Genomic DNA, 16,811 nt, shown 5'->3' with positions numbered 1-16,811 from the left:
TTACTCGTCCGAACCGGTGGTCTCGACGAGCGGCAGCATCGACTCAAGGTAGCGGTCGATTCCGGCGCGCGAGTCCGCGACCCACGCCTCGTCGCTCGTCGTCGCCCAGCGGAACATCCCGCCGGTCGCGAACGTCTGGAGCGTCGCGGCCACCTCCGACGCGGCGACGGACCGGTCGTCGTCCGTGGCTCCCGCGGCGTCCCGGGGGACCTCGGCCGCCGCCTCGCGGACGAGCCGTTCGAGGTACTCGCCGAAGACGCGGTCGCTGCGGTCGAAGTGGTCGCGGTACGCCTCGTCGCTCGCGGCCTGCGAACGCAGTTCGGTCATCACCGTGACGAACCGCTCGTCGGGCGCGTACGGGTCGTCGAGCGACGCGGGGTCGACGGCGGCGGTGAGGTAGCCGTCGAGCTGTTCCCGCGCCGAGCGGTCGAAGGCCTCCTCCGGCGCCACCTCCGGGACCTCACTCTCGGCCGCTCCGCCCTCTTCCGACCGCTCCGCGCCGTTCTCCGACCGCTCTGCGCCGTTCTCCGACCGCTCCGCGGCGGCCCCGTCGGCGATGGACGCCTCGAACTCGTCGAGGAGGTAGCCCATGAGATCGATCAGCAGGTCGTCTTTCCCGTCGTAGTGATGGTACACCAGCGACGGGCTCTTGTCGAACTCGTCGCCGATCCGCTGGATCGTGACGTCCGCGTACCCGTGCTCACAGAGCGCGCGGAACGCCGCGCCGAGGATCGCCTGCCGAGTGTCCGACGGCTCCGCGAACGGGTCGTTCATACGCCCCGTTGACGGGCGCGATATATATCGTTCCTGATTGAACGTTCATTCAACAAGCTTATTGATCGGGGGGCCGAGCGGACCGTATGACTCGTTCCGATGCGTCACGATGTGACCGGGCGGCGCGCGCGACCGGAGCCGCTCGGGGAGCCGGCGGAGGAGACCGATGAGCCGGTCGACGCGGCTCGCGACCGCCGCGCTCGCCGTCGTCGCCGCGAGCGCGCTGCTCGTCGGTGTCTCGCTGGCGGGGGCCGCGGCGCCGAGCGCGGGGACCGCGGCCGGCGGCGACGCAGCCGCGTTCGCTGGTGTCGACGGACCGATCGCCGACGGTGCCGTCGCACAGGCCGGCTCCGAGCCGACCGCGAGGCAGATCCGCGGCTCGCCGGTGCTGGACCTGTTCGTCTCGCAGCGCTCGGTCCCCGGCGGCGCCGAATCGACCGTGACGATCGACATCGTCAACACCGGCGAGATGGAGATCGGCAACCAGCTCGACTCCCGGGTCACGACCGCGCGCGGGCTGACCTTGGCGATCGACGACAGCGACGTCCCGATCGACGTCGAGGACGGCGAGATCCCGGTCGGAAACGTCCCGACCGCCGCGAGCCCGGTCTCCGTTCCGCTCGACGTGACCGTGCCCGACGACGTGCCGGACGGAACGTACGAGGTCGAGGCGACCGCTCGCTACCGGTACACCTTCGAGATCATCCCCGAGTTCAACGACCACAAGGACCGGCGCGGCATCGACGAGTTCGACCTGACGATCGTCGTCGACGACGGCGCGCGGTTCGCGGTCCTCGAGACCGACACCGACGCCCAGGTCGGCGGGAGCGGCGACGTGACCGTCACGATGGCGAACGTCGGCGACGAGACCGCCCGCGACGCGGTCGTCTCCGGAACGACGACCAGTCCGGGCGTCCGGCTCGGGGCCGGCGAGGGCGGCGGCCAGTCCTTCGTCGGCAACTGGGCGCCCGGCGAGAACCGGACGGTGACGTTCGACTCGTCGGTCAGCGAGGCGTTCGGCGGCGGCGCGTACGCGATCTCGTCGACCGTCGACTACCGCGACCCGAACGGGATCGCCGAGACCGCGGCGCCCGCGCGCGCCGGCGTCGTCCCGGTCCGCGAGCAGTCGTTCTCGCTGGACAACGTGTCCGGAACGCTCGAGGTCGGCTACTCCGGCACCGTCTCCGGGACGATCACGAACGAGGGGCCGCTCCCCGTCGAGAACGCGGTCCTCGTCGCGGACTCCGGGAGCAACGGCGTGAGCCTCGGTGAGAGCCGGTACGCGCTCCCGAGGATCCCGCCGGGCGAGTCCGCGGCGTTCTCGTTCGACGCCGCCGTGAGCGGGAGCGCCGACCCCGGTCCCCGGCAGTTCCGGTTCACCACCCGGTACGACAGCGGCGACGCGACGGCGACGGCCGAGGCGGCGCGCCGCGTCGAGGTCGCCCCGAGACAGCCCGAGTTCGAGCTCGCCGTCGACAACGCCACCGTCCCGGCCGGCGAGACCCGTCGGATCAACGTCACGATCACGAACCGACGGCCGGAGACGCTGTCGTCGATCAACGCCGGGCTATACGCCGACAGCCCGCTGACGGCGGTGAACGAGGAGGCGTTCGTCGACGACCTCGAACCGGGCGAGTCCGCGGACATCTGGTTCGAGGTCGCCGCCGCGCCGAGCGCGAGCGTCGAGGCACACCCGATCGAGTTCGACTTCCGGTACGACGACGAGCGAGGCAACGACCGCATCTCGGACATCACGCAGGTCCCGGTCACGGTGACCGCCGCCACCGACGACGGGGGCACGCCGACCGGCCCCATCGTCGTCGGCGTCCTGCTCGTCGCCGCCGTGCTCGGCGGCGCCGTCTGGTACCGACGGCGGTGATCGGATGAGGGAACGCGGTACCGCTCCGGATCGGCCGTCGGGCGATCGCCGAGCGACGGGATCCGGGACGGCGCGACGAAGGACGACGCGACGACGGACGGCGCGACGACGGACGGCGCGACGACGGACGGCGGACCGCCGGACAGGGGGGCGCCGGTGACCGCCGCGCACCGGCTGATCGAGGCGATCGACCGCGTCGTCACGGAGCGCCCGCTGGCGGTTCTGGCGGTCTTCCTCGTCGTCACCGTCGCGTTCGCGGGCGGGCTGACCGGTATCGAGACGACCGCGGGCGCGGACCAGTTTACCCAGGACATCCCGGCTCAGCGGGCGCTCGACGATATCGAGGAGGAGTTCGAGATGTCGATCGGCGGCTCCGCGACCTCGGCGCAGGTGATCGTCTCCGACGACAACGTCCTCTCCCGCGAGGCGCTGGTCCGGATCTTGGAGACGCAACACCGGTTGGAGTCGCGGTCGACGCTCCGGGTCGCGTCGACGTCCAGTCACGCGGACGCGATCGCTCGACGGTTGGATCCGACCGCCGCGAGCGCGGCCGAGCGGCGCGACGCCGTCGTCGAGGCGACGCCCGCGGAACTGCGGACGGCCATCGCGGACGCCGACGCGGCCGGGGCGATCGCGGCGCAGGTATCCGTCGACTACAACCCCACCGCACAGACCGCCGACACCGCGATCGTGGGGATCTCCTACGACCTTCCGGACGCGGCGACGACGGCCCGGGTGACGGAGCTTCAGACCCGTAGCGTCGAGGTCGTCGACTCCGTTCCGGGCAACGTCGCCGGCGAGAACGCGATCCTCTTCGGGGACGGCGTCCTCCAGTCCGAGATCACCGCGCTGTTGACCGACACCGCGATCATCGTCTTCCCGGCGGCGCTCATCCTGATCGTCGGCTTCCTGATCTTCGCCTACCGCGACCCGATCGACATGGCGATCGGGATCTCGGCGCTGCTGATCTCGCTGCTCTGGACCTTCGGGTTCATGGGGTACGCCGGGATCCCGTTCTCCGACTCGCTCGTGACGGTGTTCCCGCTGCTGCTCGCGGTCGGGATCGACTTCGGGATCCACATCGTCAACCGCTACCGCGAGGAGCGGGCGACCGGGACCGGGATCGAGCGGTCGATGCGGACCACGACCGACCAGCTGCTCATCGCCTTCCTGCTGGTGACGATCACCACGGTGTTCGGGCTCGTCTCAAACGTCGTGAGCCCGTTCGACCCCAACCGCGACTTCGGGATCGTCGCGGCCGCCGGGATCACGTTCACGCTGATCATCTTCGGGGTCTTCCTCCCGGCCGCGAAGGTGCTCTCCGACCGGTGGCGCGAGCGGCTGTCGGTTCCGACGTTCGGGACGAGCGCGCTCGGCGCCGGCGGCTCGCGGCTCGCTCGACTCCTCCACGTCGGCGTCGACCTCTCCCGGATCGCCCCGGTCGCGGTCGTCGCCCTCCTCCTCGTCGGGGGCGCGGTCGGCGGCGCCTACGGCACCGGCGTGAACACGGAGTTCTCGGAGGAGGCGTTCTTCCCGGAGCAAGACCGGTTGGAGAGGTACGCGGACCTCCCGGAGCCGTTCGCGCCGACGGAGTACACGTTCCTCGACGTGTTGACGCTGTTCGAAGAGGAGTTCGATCAGGACTTCGTGGGGTCGGTGACGCTGTACGTCGACCAGTCGGTCAGGGACGACGACGCCCTGGAACTGATCGACCGGACCACGCGGAATCCGCCGGACACCTTCGCGACGACCGACGAGCGCCGCGCACAGGCGACGAGCGTCGTCACCGTGATCGAGGACCGCGCGTCGCGGGACCCCGAGTTCGCCGCGCTGGTCGAGCGCAACGACCGCCTCGGCAACGGCGTGCCCGACCGGAACGTCGACGAGGTGTACGACGCCCTTCTGGACTCCCCAGCGAGGGATCGCGCCCGGAGCTACGTGGCGGCCGACCGCGGCAGCGCGCGCATCGACTACACGATCCGGCCGGGCGTCGACGACTCGGAGGCCGTCGCGGACGTTCGCGCCCTCGCCGAGCGCACGCCGCTCGAGGCCGTGCCGACCGGCTCCCTCGTCGTCAACCAGGCCGTGATCGACCTGCTGACGGAGTCGGCGATCCGGAGCCTCTTCGCCGCGTTCGGACTCACGGCGCTGTTCTTAGCGCTGTCGTACGCGTACCTCGAGGGGAGGACGGTCTACGGCCTGTTAAATCTCGTTCCCGTCCTCGTCACGGTCGGCCTGCTCGTCGGATCGATGCGGCTGTTCGACATTCCGCTGACGCCGATCAACGCACCGATCCTCTCGGTCTCGATCGGACTCGGCGTCGACTACACCGTCCACTTCGTCCATCGGTTCGTCGACGAGTACAAGGCGGGGCTCCCGATCGACGAGGCGCTCGACGTCACCATCGCCGGGACGGGCGGCGCGCTCACCGGGAGCATGCTCACGACGGTCTCCGGGCTCGGCGTCCTGTGGCTCGCGGTGATCCCCCTGCTGCGGGACTTCGGCGTCCTGCTCGCGCTGGGCGTGTTCTACGCGTACCTCTGTTCTATCCTGTTGGTTCCGTCGCTGGTCGTCGTGTGGGACCGGTACGGGGCGTTCGTGGGGCTCGGTCTCGACGACGGGCTCCGCGGGGCCGACGCCGACGGCGGGCGCTAGGGATCGGACGCGTTTCGACCGGCGTGAACCTCGACAGCGCGTCGGGCCGGATCAGCCGACGACGCCGGCGACCGGTCGGACGCGGGTCAGCCGACGACGCCGGCGACCGGTCGGACGCGGGTCAGCCGACGACGCCGAAGATCAGCTGGACGGTGATGAGGACGAGGCCCGCGGCGCCGGTCGCGAGGGATCCGACGGCGACGCCCTGGGCGTTTCCGAGTCCGCGGCTCCGCGTCGCGAAGTACGCGCCGAGGAAGACGAAACCGATGAGGAGGAGTGCGACGGCCAGGTACGCGACGGTCACCAGTGTGCCGGCGATCCCCGTCGGGATGCCGAAGCTGCCGACGCCGAGGAGGATACTCCCGCCGACGAGAACGGTGATACCGACGAACGAGACCGCCCACACGACCGGCGTCCGGACGACCTCGCTGAGCGCCGTGACGACCGCCTCGTAGCGTCCGCCCGCCTCGTCCCGACCGGGCGCGGTTCGCTTTCCCCCGACCTCGGCGACTGCGATGAACGTGGCGACGACGAGTAGGCCCATCAGACCCGTGCTCAAGAGGGTGAGTGATGTCATGGATATCCGTTGTTAAGGCCTCCGTTCGCGCGTACAAATACCCTTCGACGCACGGGGTTCCCCGCCCAACGCCCCCGCCCCGGCCGCTCCGATCGACCGCGCCGCGAGCCTCGTTCGGGAGATCGAAGGCGGCCTCGACCGTCCGACCGACCGCTTCGCTACACAAGAGATAAGTGTGCCATCGCTAAGGGAGAGACAAGAGCAGACAGACGAACATGATAGACCCAGTTATCCTACAACAGGGGAGCGACTGGCGCGCACAGGCGGAGGTCTTCGAGGAGATCTTCTTCGTCTTCCTCGCGCTCGGTACCCTCGTCGGCACCATCGTCGTGGCGTACACGCTGTGGAACGTGTACAAGTACCGCGACGACGGTGACCGGTCGGACGAGGAGTTCGACGCGCCGGTCGTCGGCGAGCTCCCAACGGGACAGGGCGGTCCGAAAGCGAAGAAGCTCTTCCTCTCGTTCGGGTTGAGCGCGATCGTCGTCATCAGCCTCGTCGTCTACGCGTACGGGCTACTCCTCTACGTCGAACAGGGACCCGATACCGGCGACGAAGGGAACATCGAGATCACCGTCGAGGGCTACCAGTACGGCTGGGCGTACGAGTATCCGAACGGCCACACCGAGCGGGGCGAACTGATCGTGCCGGCCGACCACCGGATCAACCTCAACATCACGTCGAGAGACGTCTGGCACAACTTCGGCTCATCGCGGTTACGGATAAAATCCGACGCCATCCCCGGAGAGTACAGTCAGACCTGGTTCTCCGTGAGTTCCGAGACGGTCCGAGAACAGGGCGGTAACGCGACGTACCTCGTCCAGTGCTTCGAGCTGTGCGGTCCCGGGCACTCCGCGATGAAAGGCCAGATCACCGTCCTCCCGCAAGACGAGTGGGAGGAGTGGTACGCTAACACCGGTAACGGCTCCGCGAGCGCCAGTATCCGAGGCTCCGGAGTCGCCGCGCCCAGCGGGGTGAGCGCATGAGCGAACTCCCGCCGACGACTTCGGTCAAGCGCTGGCTCGTCACGACCAATCACAAGGACATCGGTATCCTCTACACGATCACCGCGCTGTTCTTCCTGCTGTTCGGCGGCGTGATGGCGCTGCTCATCCGCCTCCAGCTGTGGGACCCGACGAGCCAGATCCTCTCCGGACTGGCGTACAACGAGGCCGTCACCGCTCACGGACTGATAATGGTGTTCTGGTTCCTCTCGCCGTTCGCGTTCGGGTTCGCGAACTACTTCGTGCCGCTTCAGATCGGCGCGGACGACCTCGCGTTCCCGCGGCTCAACGCCCTGTCCTACTGGCTGTACCTGTTCTCGGGCGTCCTGCTCGCGATCAGCTTCTTCCAGGGCGGCACGCTCTCGGCGGGGTGGACGATCTACGCCCCGCTCAACGTGCCGATGTACACACCGAGTATCGGGTCCACCGGCGCGGTGCTCGCGCTCGCGATGTTCGTTACCGGCACGACCGCGTCGACGGTGAACTTCCTCACGTCCATCCACCACTCCCGCGCTGAGGGGATGGGGATCATGGACATGCCGATGTTCACCTGGTCGATGCTCACGACCGTGTGGATGATGCTGTTCGCGTTCGCCGCGCTGCTCGCGGTCGGACTCATCCTCGCGGCCGACCGCGTCCTCGGGAGCGTCTACTTCTCGGCGACCGAAGGCGGGTCCCTGCTGTGGGGCCACCTGTTCTGGTTCTTCGGCCATCCGGAGGTGTACATCGTCTTCTTCCCGGCGCTCGGCGTCATGTTGGAGCTGTTCCAGACGTTCTCCGGGCGCCGCCTCGTCGGCAGGAAGTGGGTGATCATCTCCATCTGTCTGATCGCCGTCCAGTCGTTCCTCGTGTGGATGCACCACATGTTCCTGACGACGATCAACCTTGAGATCAAGACGCTGATGATGGCGACGACCATCGGCATCTCACTGCCCTTCGACCTGGTCGTCTTCGCGCTGATCTACACGTTAATCAAGGGACGGATACAGTTCACGACGCCGTTCCTGTTCGCGTTCGGCGCGCTGCTGCTGTTCATCCTCGGCGGGATTACTGGCGTCTTCCTCGGCGCCATCGTGCTCGACTACCAGTTCCGCGGCACGTACTGGGTGGTCGCGCACTTCCACTACGTGATGTTCGGCGGCGCGACGGCGCTGTTCGGCGGGGCCTACTACTGGTTCCCGAAGATCACGGGGAAGATGTACGACGAGTTCCTCGGGAAGCTCCACTTCGCGATCTTCTTTATCAGCTTCAACATGGTGTACTTCTCGATGTTCCTCGGCTGGGAGACCCCCCGCCGGGTGTTCGAGTACAACCCCGAGTTCCAGATCTACCACCAGTTCGGGACGATCGGCGCGTTCGTGCTCGGGCTGTCCTTCTTCATCATGTTCTACAACTTCGCGAAGTCCTACGTCTCCGGCGAGCCCGCCGGCGCCAACCCGTGGGACTACTCGCGCACGGCGGAGTGGGCGGTCTCCTCGCCCCCGCCGCTCGAGAACTGGCCGAACCGGCCGTCGTACGCCTCCGGGAAACTGGAGTTCGTGAAGGACTACGTGCCTGACGGCGGGCCCGCGATGCGGACCGACGACAACGGCGATGTCGCCACCGACGGCGGCGACAGCCACTCGGCGCACATCTCGGAGTACCCCTACTGGGACAAACACCCGAGCCACGCGAGCATCTGGCCGCTCGCGCTCTCGCTGGCGCTCGGAATCACGCTGTTCGGCTTCTCCGGCTTCGCTGACGCGGTCACCGTCCAACTGGGCGAGACGGCGATGCAGAGCAACGTCGTCATCTCGAACGCGCTCTACCCGGTCGCGATCGTCGTGGGGCTCGTCGGCCTCCTCTACACCGGGGTGAAGTGGGGCCTCGAAGACTTCTACGCGCCCCCGACCGAGTTCGCCGAGCGCTGGCCGTTCGACGGCGTCGAGAAGGTGAAGCTGGGGATGTGGTTCTTCCTGGCCTCCGACGTGATTGTCTTCGGCGCGTTCATCTCGGCGGCCGTCTTCGTCCGCTACAACGCGGGCTGGATGACGTGGTCGCCGCTGACCGAGTCGCTGCCGGGACTGATCAACACCTTCGTGCTGATCACCTCGTCGTTCACCGTGATCCTCGCGCTGGTCGCCGCTCGCCGGAAGAGCCGGCAGGGCCTCCTGGCGACGCTGGGGGCGACCATCCTGCTCGGGTTCACGTTCATGGGGATCAAGCTGTGGGAGTGGAACCACGAGATCTTCGACCGCGGCGTGACGATCTCCGCGAACGCCCACGGCGACCCGATTCAGGCGTCGATCTACTACGTGACCACGGGGCTCCACGGGATCCACGTGCTGCTGGGGTTAGTGATCGCCATCTTCCTGTTCGTCAGGGCGTACCAGGGCCACTACCTGGACGACGAGCGGCCGATCGAGTACTTCGGCCTCTACTGGCACTTCGTGGACATCGTCTGGGTGTTCATCTTCCCGCTGTTCTACCTCTTCTGAGGTCCGGTTCGCGGTCGGTTTTTCGTTCGCTTACGCGTCGCCCTCACCGACCGGTTCCGCACACCACTGACAGAAGTCGAACGTCGGATCGGTCTCTTTCCCGCACTCCGGACAGCGCACGGTCCCGTTGTCGTCCGCCCTCCCCGCGGACGGCGCGTTCGGTTCCTCCGCCCTCCCCGCGGACGGCGCGTTCGGTTCCTCTGTCGTCCCGTGGCCGGCCGACTCCGTGCGGCCGGTCGCGCGGGTCTCCTCCCGCTCTCGCTCGTACTCGCGGTTGTTCCGGAGCGCGACGACGTACGCGTCGATCACGCTCGCGCCGACGACCGCGGCGGCGGGCGCGACGTCCCGGACCGGCGGTGGGTTACCGGCGAGCGCGCCGGAGATTGCGGATTCGGGGACGAACACGAAGACCGCCGCCGTGACCGCCACGTACCAGCCGAGCGCCCGGGCCCACCGACGGAGATACGCGTGACCGAGTCCGGAGACGACGAGCGCGAGCAGGGCGGCGAGCCACGGTCGCCGGCGAGTGCGTTCCGACATGGGCGGTCGTACGACCTCCCGCCCCGAGAAGCTACCCCTCTCTCGGAGCGTTTATGTGCCGGACGGGCCGAATCCGGGTATGTTCGGGTTGCCGTCCGGCGAGTTCCTCGGCGGAGTCGCATTCGCGGTGTTCGGCGTCGCGAGTTGGGGGATCGGCCTCGGCGTCGCGTACCTCCTGTACCGGCGGTGGCGCGGCGACGGACCGCGCGATAACGACTGAGACGGGGGCCTGGAAGCGACGAGCGCCTGCGTTGAGGTGGTCGACCCGGCTTCCGGTTCGGCCACGCTTTTCACCTCGCTCGTCCGATCCCGCGTATGACAGACACGGCGCTCGTCGTCGGCGGCACGCGATTCATCGGCCGCCACACCGTCGCGGAACTGCTGGCGCACGACTACGAGGTCGCGATATTCAACCGGGGGAACCACGAGGACCCCTTCGCGGACGACGACCGCGTGACCCGAGTCGAGGGCGACCGGAAGGACGAGACCGCGCTGCGCGCGGCGAAGCTGTCGGTCGAACCGGACGTCGTGATCGACTGCGTCGCCTACCAGCCGGCCGACGTGGAGACCGCGACCGAGGTCTTCGCCGACGTCGACGGCTACGTGTACATCTCGTCGGGGTCCAGCTACGCCGCCGAGGAGATCCCCAAGCGCGAGGGCGAGACCCCGCTTGAGCCGTGTACCGACGAGCAGGCGACCGACGACTCCCACGAGACGTACGGCAACCGGAAGGCCGAGGGCGACCGCGCGGTGTTCGCGGCCGCCGAGGCGGGGGTTTCCGCGATGGCCGTCCGCCCGTGTATCGTCTACGGGCCGCACGACTACACGGAGCGGCTCGACTACTGGATCGACCGCGTGCTCACGCACGACCGCGTGGTCGTCCCCGGCGACGGGCAGAACCTCTGGCACCGGGCGTACGTCGAGGACGTCGCGAGCGCGCTGCGGATCGTCGCCGAGCGCGGCGAGCCGGGCGCGGCGTACAACGTCGGCGACCGGCGCGCACTCACCCTTCGGGAAACGGTGGAGACGGTCGCCGACGCCGCGGGCGTCGACTGCGAGGTCGTCACCGCGAGCGACGACGCGCTCGCGGCCGGCGGACTCGACGCCGGCGACTTCCCCCTCTACCGCGAGTACCCGCACCTGCTCGACACCTGTGCGCTCGCGGACCTCGGCTGGGAGTCGACCTCGGTCGACGAGGCGATGGCACGGACGGTCGAAGAGCACCGCGAGTCCGACCGCGACGGGAGCGAGTGGGACCCCGGCCGCGAGGCCGAAGAGCGCGTCATCGGCGTGAAGGAGACGCTCTGAGGCGGGAGGCATCTCCCCGCCCCGCGGGTCGAGCCGCGGTCAGTACGCGGCGTCCCACCGCGCCGGCTTCCGCCGGTTCCCGCAGTCGCGACACTCCATCCGGTCCATGGTGTCTATCGCGATGTCGGTGCCCTCGCACTCGCCACAGAGGTAGCCGTACCGGCGCTCGTGGTCCGGGTCGGCGTACGCGACGTAGAACGGGGCCTGGGAGCCGCGGTCGCTCTCGTCGAACGCGACGTGGACGGTCTCGCCGTCCTCGGTCTCGTAGGTCGCCTCGGAGATGCCCGTGAGGCGCCCGATCTGCTTCCGGTACTCCAGTTCCGCGAAGCTCTCGCCGCCGATGTCGACGCCGCGCTCGCCGGCGAGTTCGTATCCCTCGCGCTCGTAGAACTCCGTTCCCGCCTCGTTGTCGGCGAGCACGCGGGCCTCGATACGGTCGACGTCGGCCGAGCGGAGCGCGGACTCGACGCGCTCGAGCAGCGCGGAGCCGATACCGGACCCCCTGTGGTCGGGGTGGACGTGGAGCCAGTCGATCTCGCCGACGCGCTCGCGTCGCCCGACGACGTAGCTCTCCGCGAACCCGACGACGACCCCGTCGACGAGGGCGACGGGGAACACCGCGTCGTCGTCGGTGACGTCGTCGCCGAGGTCGCCGGCGTCGTACCACTCCTCGACGGCCTCGTCCAACAGTCCCTCGTCGACGGCGTGTCCGTACGACGCCACGAGCGATTCCCGGGCGACCGATCGGACCGCGTCGACATCTTCGGCGGTTGCGGCGCGTAGGTCCATGTGAGCAAATTCCGCTCCGACTACAAAAAACTCGGTCGGATCCCGCACCGCCGGCGACGACGGGGCCCTCTCGGCGGGTCGTCGAACCCTAGCGTACGAACGGGCCGCGCTGGTCGATCGGTTCCCCGTGTGGCCGTCCCGAGACCGCAACCGCCCGGAGAGAGTCCTCCGTAGCGACGCCGACCGTCTCAGTCTCCGTCACCGGAAGCACGTCGCCTTCGGTGAACGCGTCGCCGTCGCTCGTCTCCCCGACCTCTACCGTCCCCGCGCCGTCGACGGCGTAGAGGAAGCCGGTCCACCCGTCCGGGACCGACCAGCGCCACGAGTCGGTGACCTCGACGTCGAGGTACTCCAGCGGCGTGTGCGTCGAGAGCGGGGACCCGTCCCCGACGACCGTGGTGACCGTCGCGCCGTCGACCGCTTCGGTCGGGAGGTCGTCGGCCGCGGCGTCCGAGTAGTCCGGGTCCATCTCCTTGTCCTCGCGGGGGAGGTTCACCCACAGTTGAAGTCCGTTACAGCCCGCGCCGTCGGCCGGGAACTCCGAGTGCCGGATCCCGCCGCCGGTCGTGATGTGCATCGCCTCGTTCTCGCGAGCGGTGTTCGTCACTCCGAGGCTGTCCTCGTGGTCCATGCCGCCCTCGATCATGTAGGAGACGATCTCGAATCCGCGGTGCGGGTGCATCGGGAACCCCTGGTCCGGTTCGATGTAGAACCGCTCGAAGAGGACGAAGGGGTCGAGGTGTTGCGGGTGCGCCTCGGTCGGGAAGGCCCGGTTCGAGTTCACCCCGGTGCCGTGGCGGACGGTCTGGCCCGGGAGGGGCGCCGTCCGGGTCGCGCTCGACTCGTTTTCAGTCACGTCCGAACGGAGCCGACCACAGCCGATAAGCATCACGATTACGGAACCGAGAAAAAGTCAAATTCTGTACTGTATTTTTAGATATCTCGCTCAGTAGCCTGAAAAAGTCGTTATTTGGGTACTACTGAAAAAACAGATAATTTACTGGAATCCGCTACAGAGAATCTTCTTACCGCTGCCGCGAGTACACTGGGACGCAACAATGAGCTACGAACTCGATCCGCTGCCGTACGATTACGACGCGCTGGAACCCCATATCTCCGAGCAGGTGCTCGAATGGCATCACGACACCCACCATCAGGGGTACGTCAACGGCTGGAACTCGGCCGAAGAGACGCTCGAAGAGAACCGTGAGTCGCACGACTTCTCTTCGTCGGCCGGCGCCATCCGGAACGTGACCCACAACTCCTCGGGGCACATCCTCCACGACCTGTTCTGGCAGAACATGTCGCCGGAGGGCGGCGACGAGCCCGAGGGCGCGCTCGCGGACCGCATCGCAGAGGACTTCGGCTCGTACGAGGCCTGGAAGGGCGAGTTCGAAGCCGCTGCGGGCAACGCGAGCGGGTGGGCGCTGCTGGTGTACGACACGTTCTCGAACCAGCTCCGCAACGTCGTGGTCGACAAGCACGACCAGGGCGCGATCTGGGGCGGCCACCCGATCCTCGCGCTCGACGTCTGGGAGCACTCCTACTACCACGACTACGGCCCGGCCCGCGGCGAGTTCGTCGACAACTTCTTCGAAGTCGTCGACTGGGACGAGCCGTCCAGCCGTTACGAGCAGGCCGTCGAGCTCTTCGAGTAATTGGGTAGTCGACCGCGCGATTGGTCTGAGGTGACGTTTCCGCGCTCCGTGCGCCCGCCGCCGGCGACGGAGCGATACTGTGGGGGTCTCGGCGGCGATTTCTCTCCCTTCTCGGCTATGGAACGTCGGGGCTCCGGAGACTCTCCCGTCCGAAACGGTTGTTCGCTTATAACTGATAAACTGGTGACCGGCGGTGAACACCTCCAAAGCCCCAGCCGCTCGCTTATAAATCGTTGATCACAGATCGGCGGTGAACGCCTCCAAAGCCCCACCCGCACAGCACCGCGACCGCACCTCACGCCTCCCCAGCCTCGTCGGTCGGTCTCCCCTTCGCTCCGACCGGCCCACTCCCTCGCGCGGTGCTGTCGCCGGCGCTTCGCGCCGGCTTCCAGAGGGACCTCCGGTCCCTCGCGGCTCGGCCGCGAGGCGGCCTCGCAGGTACGCGCCACCGCACCTTCTTTTATAAATGATCGTCGCTGTCCGCAGTCGTCGAGCGGCGGTCGTCGGGATTCGGGCGGTCACCGCGCGTCGAGGTCGGGTGCGTCGGTCTCGACGACCGTTCCGGTCTCGTCGACGCCCACGCGCATCTCGTCGCCCGCGCAGGAGATCGTCAGGCGAACGCAGAGCGGCTCCTCGGAGACTACCGTCGTCGCGGCGTCGCTCACGCACCAGTCGAACGTCCAGAACGGCGCCGAGCTCGGGTCGACGCCGCGGTCCGCGTGGAACCGGAGGACGTCCGCGTCGTCGAGCAGCAGGAGACCGACGGTGGATCGGAGGTCGTAGCTACAGCGCCGGCAGGCGTGCTCGACGGCGACCTCCTGGTCCTCCTCGTCAGGGGTGCGCACGAGGTCGGTCTCGACCGTCCCGGTACACTCGGGGCAGACGCCGTCCGCGGCCAGGCAGTAGTGGTGCCGGACGTAGTGGCCGAAGGCGTCCAGCAGGTCGTCGGTCGAGCGGCCGTCGAGCGCGCCCGCCGGGAACGGGTAGCTCACCTGGATCGCGCCGCAGTCGGCGCAGCCGACGGAGAGGGTGTCGTCGACGTACCACGCGTGGAGGTCGCCCCCGCAGGCGTGACACGATCCCTCGGCCGGGAAGAAGCCCAGCTGCGCCCGCTCCGTCAGCGTGCCGGTGAAGATGGCGCTCACGACCTTCCGCCCGGGCGCGCGGAACTCGTAGCCGTCGTCTCGCCGCCGGACGAAGTGGCCGGTGAGCTGGTCGAGGTGGTAGCTGAAGTTCGCGCTGTCCGCCGCGTCGACCCGCTCGAAGAGGTCGGTGAAGCTCACGGGCGACTCGTCGCCGCCGAGCTCGAGCAGCGCGTGGAGGACCTCGACCCGCGTCTCGTTGCCGAGGGTGGCGAACACCTCGGACGGCGGGATCCGCGACTCGGTTCGCGGGGCCGCGACCGAGGCGTCGACGCCGTCGGTTCGGTCCGTCCGCTCCTCGTCGGGGGCGACGCCGCCGGACCGGTCGAACTGACTCATGCGTCACCCGTCGTTTACCAGGCGGTAAAGTCTGTTGGAGCGGCCGTCATATCCGCGGTTCCCCCGGTCGGCCGGAGATTCCGATCCGGTGGGCATCTCCGCTATCTGTCCCCTTTTCACTGTTTCTACCGTTTGGTAAAACGCAATGAGTGACCTATCGATCGACGCGGCGTGGGACGAGCTCTACGTCGACGGCGAGTGGCGGGCGAGCGAGAGCGGCGAGACCATCGCCGTCGAGGACCCCTCCACCCGCGAGGCGGTGACCGAGGTGGCCGCCGCGACGGAGGCGGACGTGGACGCGGCCTACGAGGCCGCCGCCGAGGCGCAGGAGACGTGGGGCGAGCGGCCGCCCGCGCACCGACAGGAGGTCGTCGAGCAGTTCCACGAGGCGCTCGACGCCCACGCCGACGAGATCATCGAGCTGCTGGCGTACGAGGTCGGCGGCTCGACCATCATGGGCGAGACGTCGATCCAGATCGCGGGCGATCACGCGGCCGAGGCCGCCACGCTCCCCCGCCGGATGAAGGGCGAACACGCCGCCTCCAACATCCCCGGCAAGGAGAACCAGCTTCAGGTCGGCCCGAAGGGCGTCGTCACGGTGATCTCGCCGTGGAACTTCCCCCTGAACCTCTCGATGCGGGCGGTCGCGCCCGCCATCGCGGCCGGGAACGCGGTCGTCCTCAAGCCCTCGACGAACTCCCCGATCACCGGCGGGCTGCTGTTCGCCAAGCTGTTCGAGGAGACCGACCTCCCCGGGGGCGTCGTGAACGTCGTCACCGGGCGCGGCTCCGAGATCGGCGACCGCGTCGCGAGCCACCCCGAGAGCGACGTCGTCGCGTTCACGGGCTCGACGGAAGTGGGCAAACACGTCGCGGGCCTCGCCGGCGAGAACCTCGCCGTCCCGGCGATGGAGCTCGGCGGCAACAACGCGCACGTCGTCACCGCGGACGCCGACCTCGACCGCGCGCTCGACGCCGCCGCGTTCGGCTCCTTCGTCCACCAGGGGCAGGTGTGTATCTCGATCAACCGTCACGTCGTCCACGAGGACATCTACGACGAGTACGTCGCCGGCCTCGTCGACCGCGCCGAGTCGCTCCCGACCGGCGGCGTCCACGACCCCGAGACGATCGTCGGCCCGATCATCGACGAGTCGCAGCGCGACGAGATGCTCGGCTACGTCGACGAGACGGTCGCCGCGGGCGCGACGCTGGAGACGGGGGGCCACACGGTCGACGTCGACGGCGTCGAGGACTCGCTCGTCGTCGCGCCGACCGTCCTCTCGGGCGTGACGAACGACATGCCCGCGGCGGCGAACGAGCACTTCGGCCCGATCGCCCCGGTGATCCCGTTCTCGGACGTCGACGAGGCGGTCGAGATAGCTAACGACACGGAGTACGGGCTCTCGGGCGCGGTCCACTCCGGCGACCTCGGCACGGCGAAGGAGATAGCCGACCGCATGGAGACCGGCAACGTCCACATCAACGACCAGCCGATCAACGACGAGGCGCACGTCCCGTTCAGCGGGGTCGGCGCCTCCGGCGTCGGCCACTACAACAGCGACGCCTTCCTCGACGAGATCACCGAGACGAAGTGGATCTCGATCCAGCACGAGCCGCGCGAGTACCCGTTCTGAGCGGGTCTCACCCGCTGCGCGGCCGCTGACCGAGAC

General features: G+C 68.5%; 14 protein-coding genes. 8 read left to right on the top strand and 6 right to left on the bottom strand.

The window, feature by feature from the left end; translation table 11 throughout:
- Positions 1-774: a TetR/AcrR family transcriptional regulator gene (locus tag EXE45_RS05210; protein ID WP_137693724.1), complete on the bottom strand. Its 774-nt coding sequence runs from the start codon at positions 772-774 to the stop codon at positions 1-3.
- A gap of 166 nt (positions 775-940) precedes the next feature.
- On the opposite strand from EXE45_RS05210, the gene EXE45_RS05205 reads away from it, so the two are divergent.
- Positions 941-2,653: a COG1361 S-layer family protein gene (locus EXE45_RS05205; protein WP_137693723.1), complete on the top strand. Its 1,713-nt coding sequence runs from the start codon at positions 941-943 to the stop codon at positions 2,651-2,653.
- A gap of 156 nt (positions 2,654-2,809) precedes the next feature.
- Complete coding sequence (locus EXE45_RS05200; protein ID WP_137693722.1) at positions 2,810-5,308, top strand: RND family transporter; 2,499 nt, start codon at positions 2,810-2,812, stop codon at positions 5,306-5,308.
- Positions 5,309-5,429: 121 nt separating this feature from the next.
- Here the strand turns inward: EXE45_RS05200 and EXE45_RS05195 are convergent, their stop codons facing one another.
- Complete coding sequence (locus tag EXE45_RS05195; RefSeq protein ID WP_137693721.1) at positions 5,430-5,852, bottom strand: hypothetical protein; 423 nt, start codon at positions 5,850-5,852, stop codon at positions 5,430-5,432.
- A gap of 248 nt (positions 5,853-6,100) precedes the next feature.
- Between EXE45_RS05195 and coxB the strand changes: the two genes are divergently transcribed.
- Both coxB and EXE45_RS05185 read left to right on the top strand, forming a co-directional pair.
- Positions 6,101-6,871, top strand: a complete 771-nt coding sequence (coxB, locus tag EXE45_RS05190; RefSeq protein ID WP_092921586.1) for a cytochrome c oxidase subunit II — start codon at positions 6,101-6,103, stop codon at positions 6,869-6,871.
- On the top strand, positions 6,868-9,366 hold the full coding sequence (locus EXE45_RS05185; protein ID WP_092921588.1) for a cbb3-type cytochrome c oxidase subunit I: 2,499 nt from the start codon (positions 6,868-6,870) through the stop codon (positions 9,364-9,366). Before coxB ends, EXE45_RS05185 begins: the two co-directional genes overlap by 4 nt.
- A 30-nt stretch (positions 9,367-9,396) precedes the next feature.
- On the opposite strand, the gene EXE45_RS05180 is transcribed toward EXE45_RS05185, so the two are convergent.
- Complete coding sequence (locus EXE45_RS05180) at positions 9,397-9,906, bottom strand: zinc ribbon domain-containing protein (RefSeq protein ID WP_092921590.1); 510 nt, start codon at positions 9,904-9,906, stop codon at positions 9,397-9,399.
- A 79-nt stretch (positions 9,907-9,985) separates the two neighbouring features.
- Here EXE45_RS05180 and EXE45_RS20340 point away from each other — a divergent pair, with 79 nt between their 5' ends.
- Both EXE45_RS20340 and EXE45_RS05175 read left to right on the top strand, forming a co-directional pair.
- On the top strand, positions 9,986-10,126 hold the full coding sequence (locus EXE45_RS20340; RefSeq protein ID WP_167603383.1) for a hypothetical protein: 141 nt from the start codon (positions 9,986-9,988) through the stop codon (positions 10,124-10,126).
- Positions 10,127-10,221: 95 nt separating this feature from the next.
- On the top strand, positions 10,222-11,214 hold the full coding sequence (locus tag EXE45_RS05175) for an NAD-dependent epimerase/dehydratase family protein (protein WP_092921592.1): 993 nt from the start codon (positions 10,222-10,224) through the stop codon (positions 11,212-11,214).
- A gap of 39 nt (positions 11,215-11,253) precedes the next feature.
- Here EXE45_RS05175 and EXE45_RS05170 read toward each other — a convergent pair whose 3' ends face one another.
- Positions 11,254-12,003, bottom strand: a complete 750-nt coding sequence (locus EXE45_RS05170; RefSeq protein ID WP_137693720.1) for a GNAT family N-acetyltransferase — start codon at positions 12,001-12,003, stop codon at positions 11,254-11,256.
- A gap of 88 nt (positions 12,004-12,091) precedes the next feature.
- Positions 12,092-12,859 carry a pirin family protein gene (locus tag EXE45_RS05165; protein WP_092923200.1) on the bottom strand — a complete coding sequence of 256 codons (768 nt, stop codon included), beginning with the start codon at positions 12,857-12,859 and terminating at the stop codon, positions 12,092-12,094.
- 202 nt (positions 12,860-13,061) lie between these two features.
- Between EXE45_RS05165 and sod the strand changes: the two genes are divergently transcribed.
- Entirely contained in the window at positions 13,062-13,661 is a 600-nt protein-coding gene (gene sod / locus EXE45_RS05160; RefSeq protein ID WP_137693719.1) for a superoxide dismutase, read from the top strand.
- A gap of 518 nt (positions 13,662-14,179) precedes the next feature.
- On the opposite strand, the gene EXE45_RS05155 is transcribed toward sod, so the two are convergent.
- Complete coding sequence (locus EXE45_RS05155; RefSeq protein WP_137693718.1) at positions 14,180-15,142, bottom strand: helix-turn-helix transcriptional regulator; 963 nt, start codon at positions 15,140-15,142, stop codon at positions 14,180-14,182.
- Between the two features lie 145 nt (positions 15,143-15,287).
- Here EXE45_RS05155 and EXE45_RS05150 point away from each other — a divergent pair, with 145 nt between their 5' ends.
- Positions 15,288-16,775, top strand: coding sequence for an aldehyde dehydrogenase family protein (locus EXE45_RS05150; RefSeq protein WP_137693717.1), 1,488 nt, complete (start codon positions 15,288-15,290; stop codon positions 16,773-16,775).
- Positions 16,776-16,811 lie beyond the last annotated feature (36 nt).

The organism is Halorubrum sp. SP9, from assembly GCF_005435015.1.
GTDB lineage: Archaea > Halobacteriota > Halobacteria > Halobacteriales > Haloferacaceae > Halorubrum > Halorubrum sodomense.
Note: the sequence above shows the minus strand (reverse complement) of the source record. Positions and strands in the feature narration are given on the sequence as shown.

Bases quoted from the DNA above. Each gene is read 5' to 3' on its own strand.
- EXE45_RS05210 (WP_137693724.1), bottom strand. From the start codon at position 774: ATGAACGACCCGTTCGCGGAGCCGTCGGACACTCGGCAGGCGATCCTC.
- EXE45_RS05205 (WP_137693723.1), top strand. From the start codon at position 941: ATGAGCCGGTCGACGCGGCTCGCGACCGCCGCGCTCGCCGTCGTCGCC.
- EXE45_RS05195 (WP_137693721.1), bottom strand. From the start codon at position 5,852: ATGGGCCTACTCGTCGTCGCCACGTTCATCGCAGTCGCCGAGGTCGGG.
- coxB (WP_092921586.1), top strand. From the start codon at position 6,101: ATGATAGACCCAGTTATCCTACAACAGGGGAGCGACTGGCGCGCACAG.
- EXE45_RS05185 (WP_092921588.1), top strand. From the start codon at position 6,868: ATGAGCGAACTCCCGCCGACGACTTCGGTCAAGCGCTGGCTCGTCACG.
- EXE45_RS05180 (WP_092921590.1), bottom strand. From the start codon at position 9,906: ATGTCGGAACGCACTCGCCGGCGACCGTGGCTCGCCGCCCTGCTCGCG.
- EXE45_RS20340 (WP_167603383.1), top strand. From the start codon at position 9,986: ATGTTCGGGTTGCCGTCCGGCGAGTTCCTCGGCGGAGTCGCATTCGCG.
- EXE45_RS05175 (WP_092921592.1), top strand. From the start codon at position 10,222: ATGACAGACACGGCGCTCGTCGTCGGCGGCACGCGATTCATCGGCCGC.
- EXE45_RS05170 (WP_137693720.1), bottom strand. From the start codon at position 12,003: ATGGACCTACGCGCCGCAACCGCCGAAGATGTCGACGCGGTCCGATCG.
- sod (WP_137693719.1), top strand. From the start codon at position 13,062: ATGAGCTACGAACTCGATCCGCTGCCGTACGATTACGACGCGCTGGAA.
- EXE45_RS05155 (WP_137693718.1), bottom strand. From the start codon at position 15,142: ATGAGTCAGTTCGACCGGTCCGGCGGCGTCGCCCCCGACGAGGAGCGG.
- EXE45_RS05150 (WP_137693717.1), top strand. From the start codon at position 15,288: ATGAGTGACCTATCGATCGACGCGGCGTGGGACGAGCTCTACGTCGAC.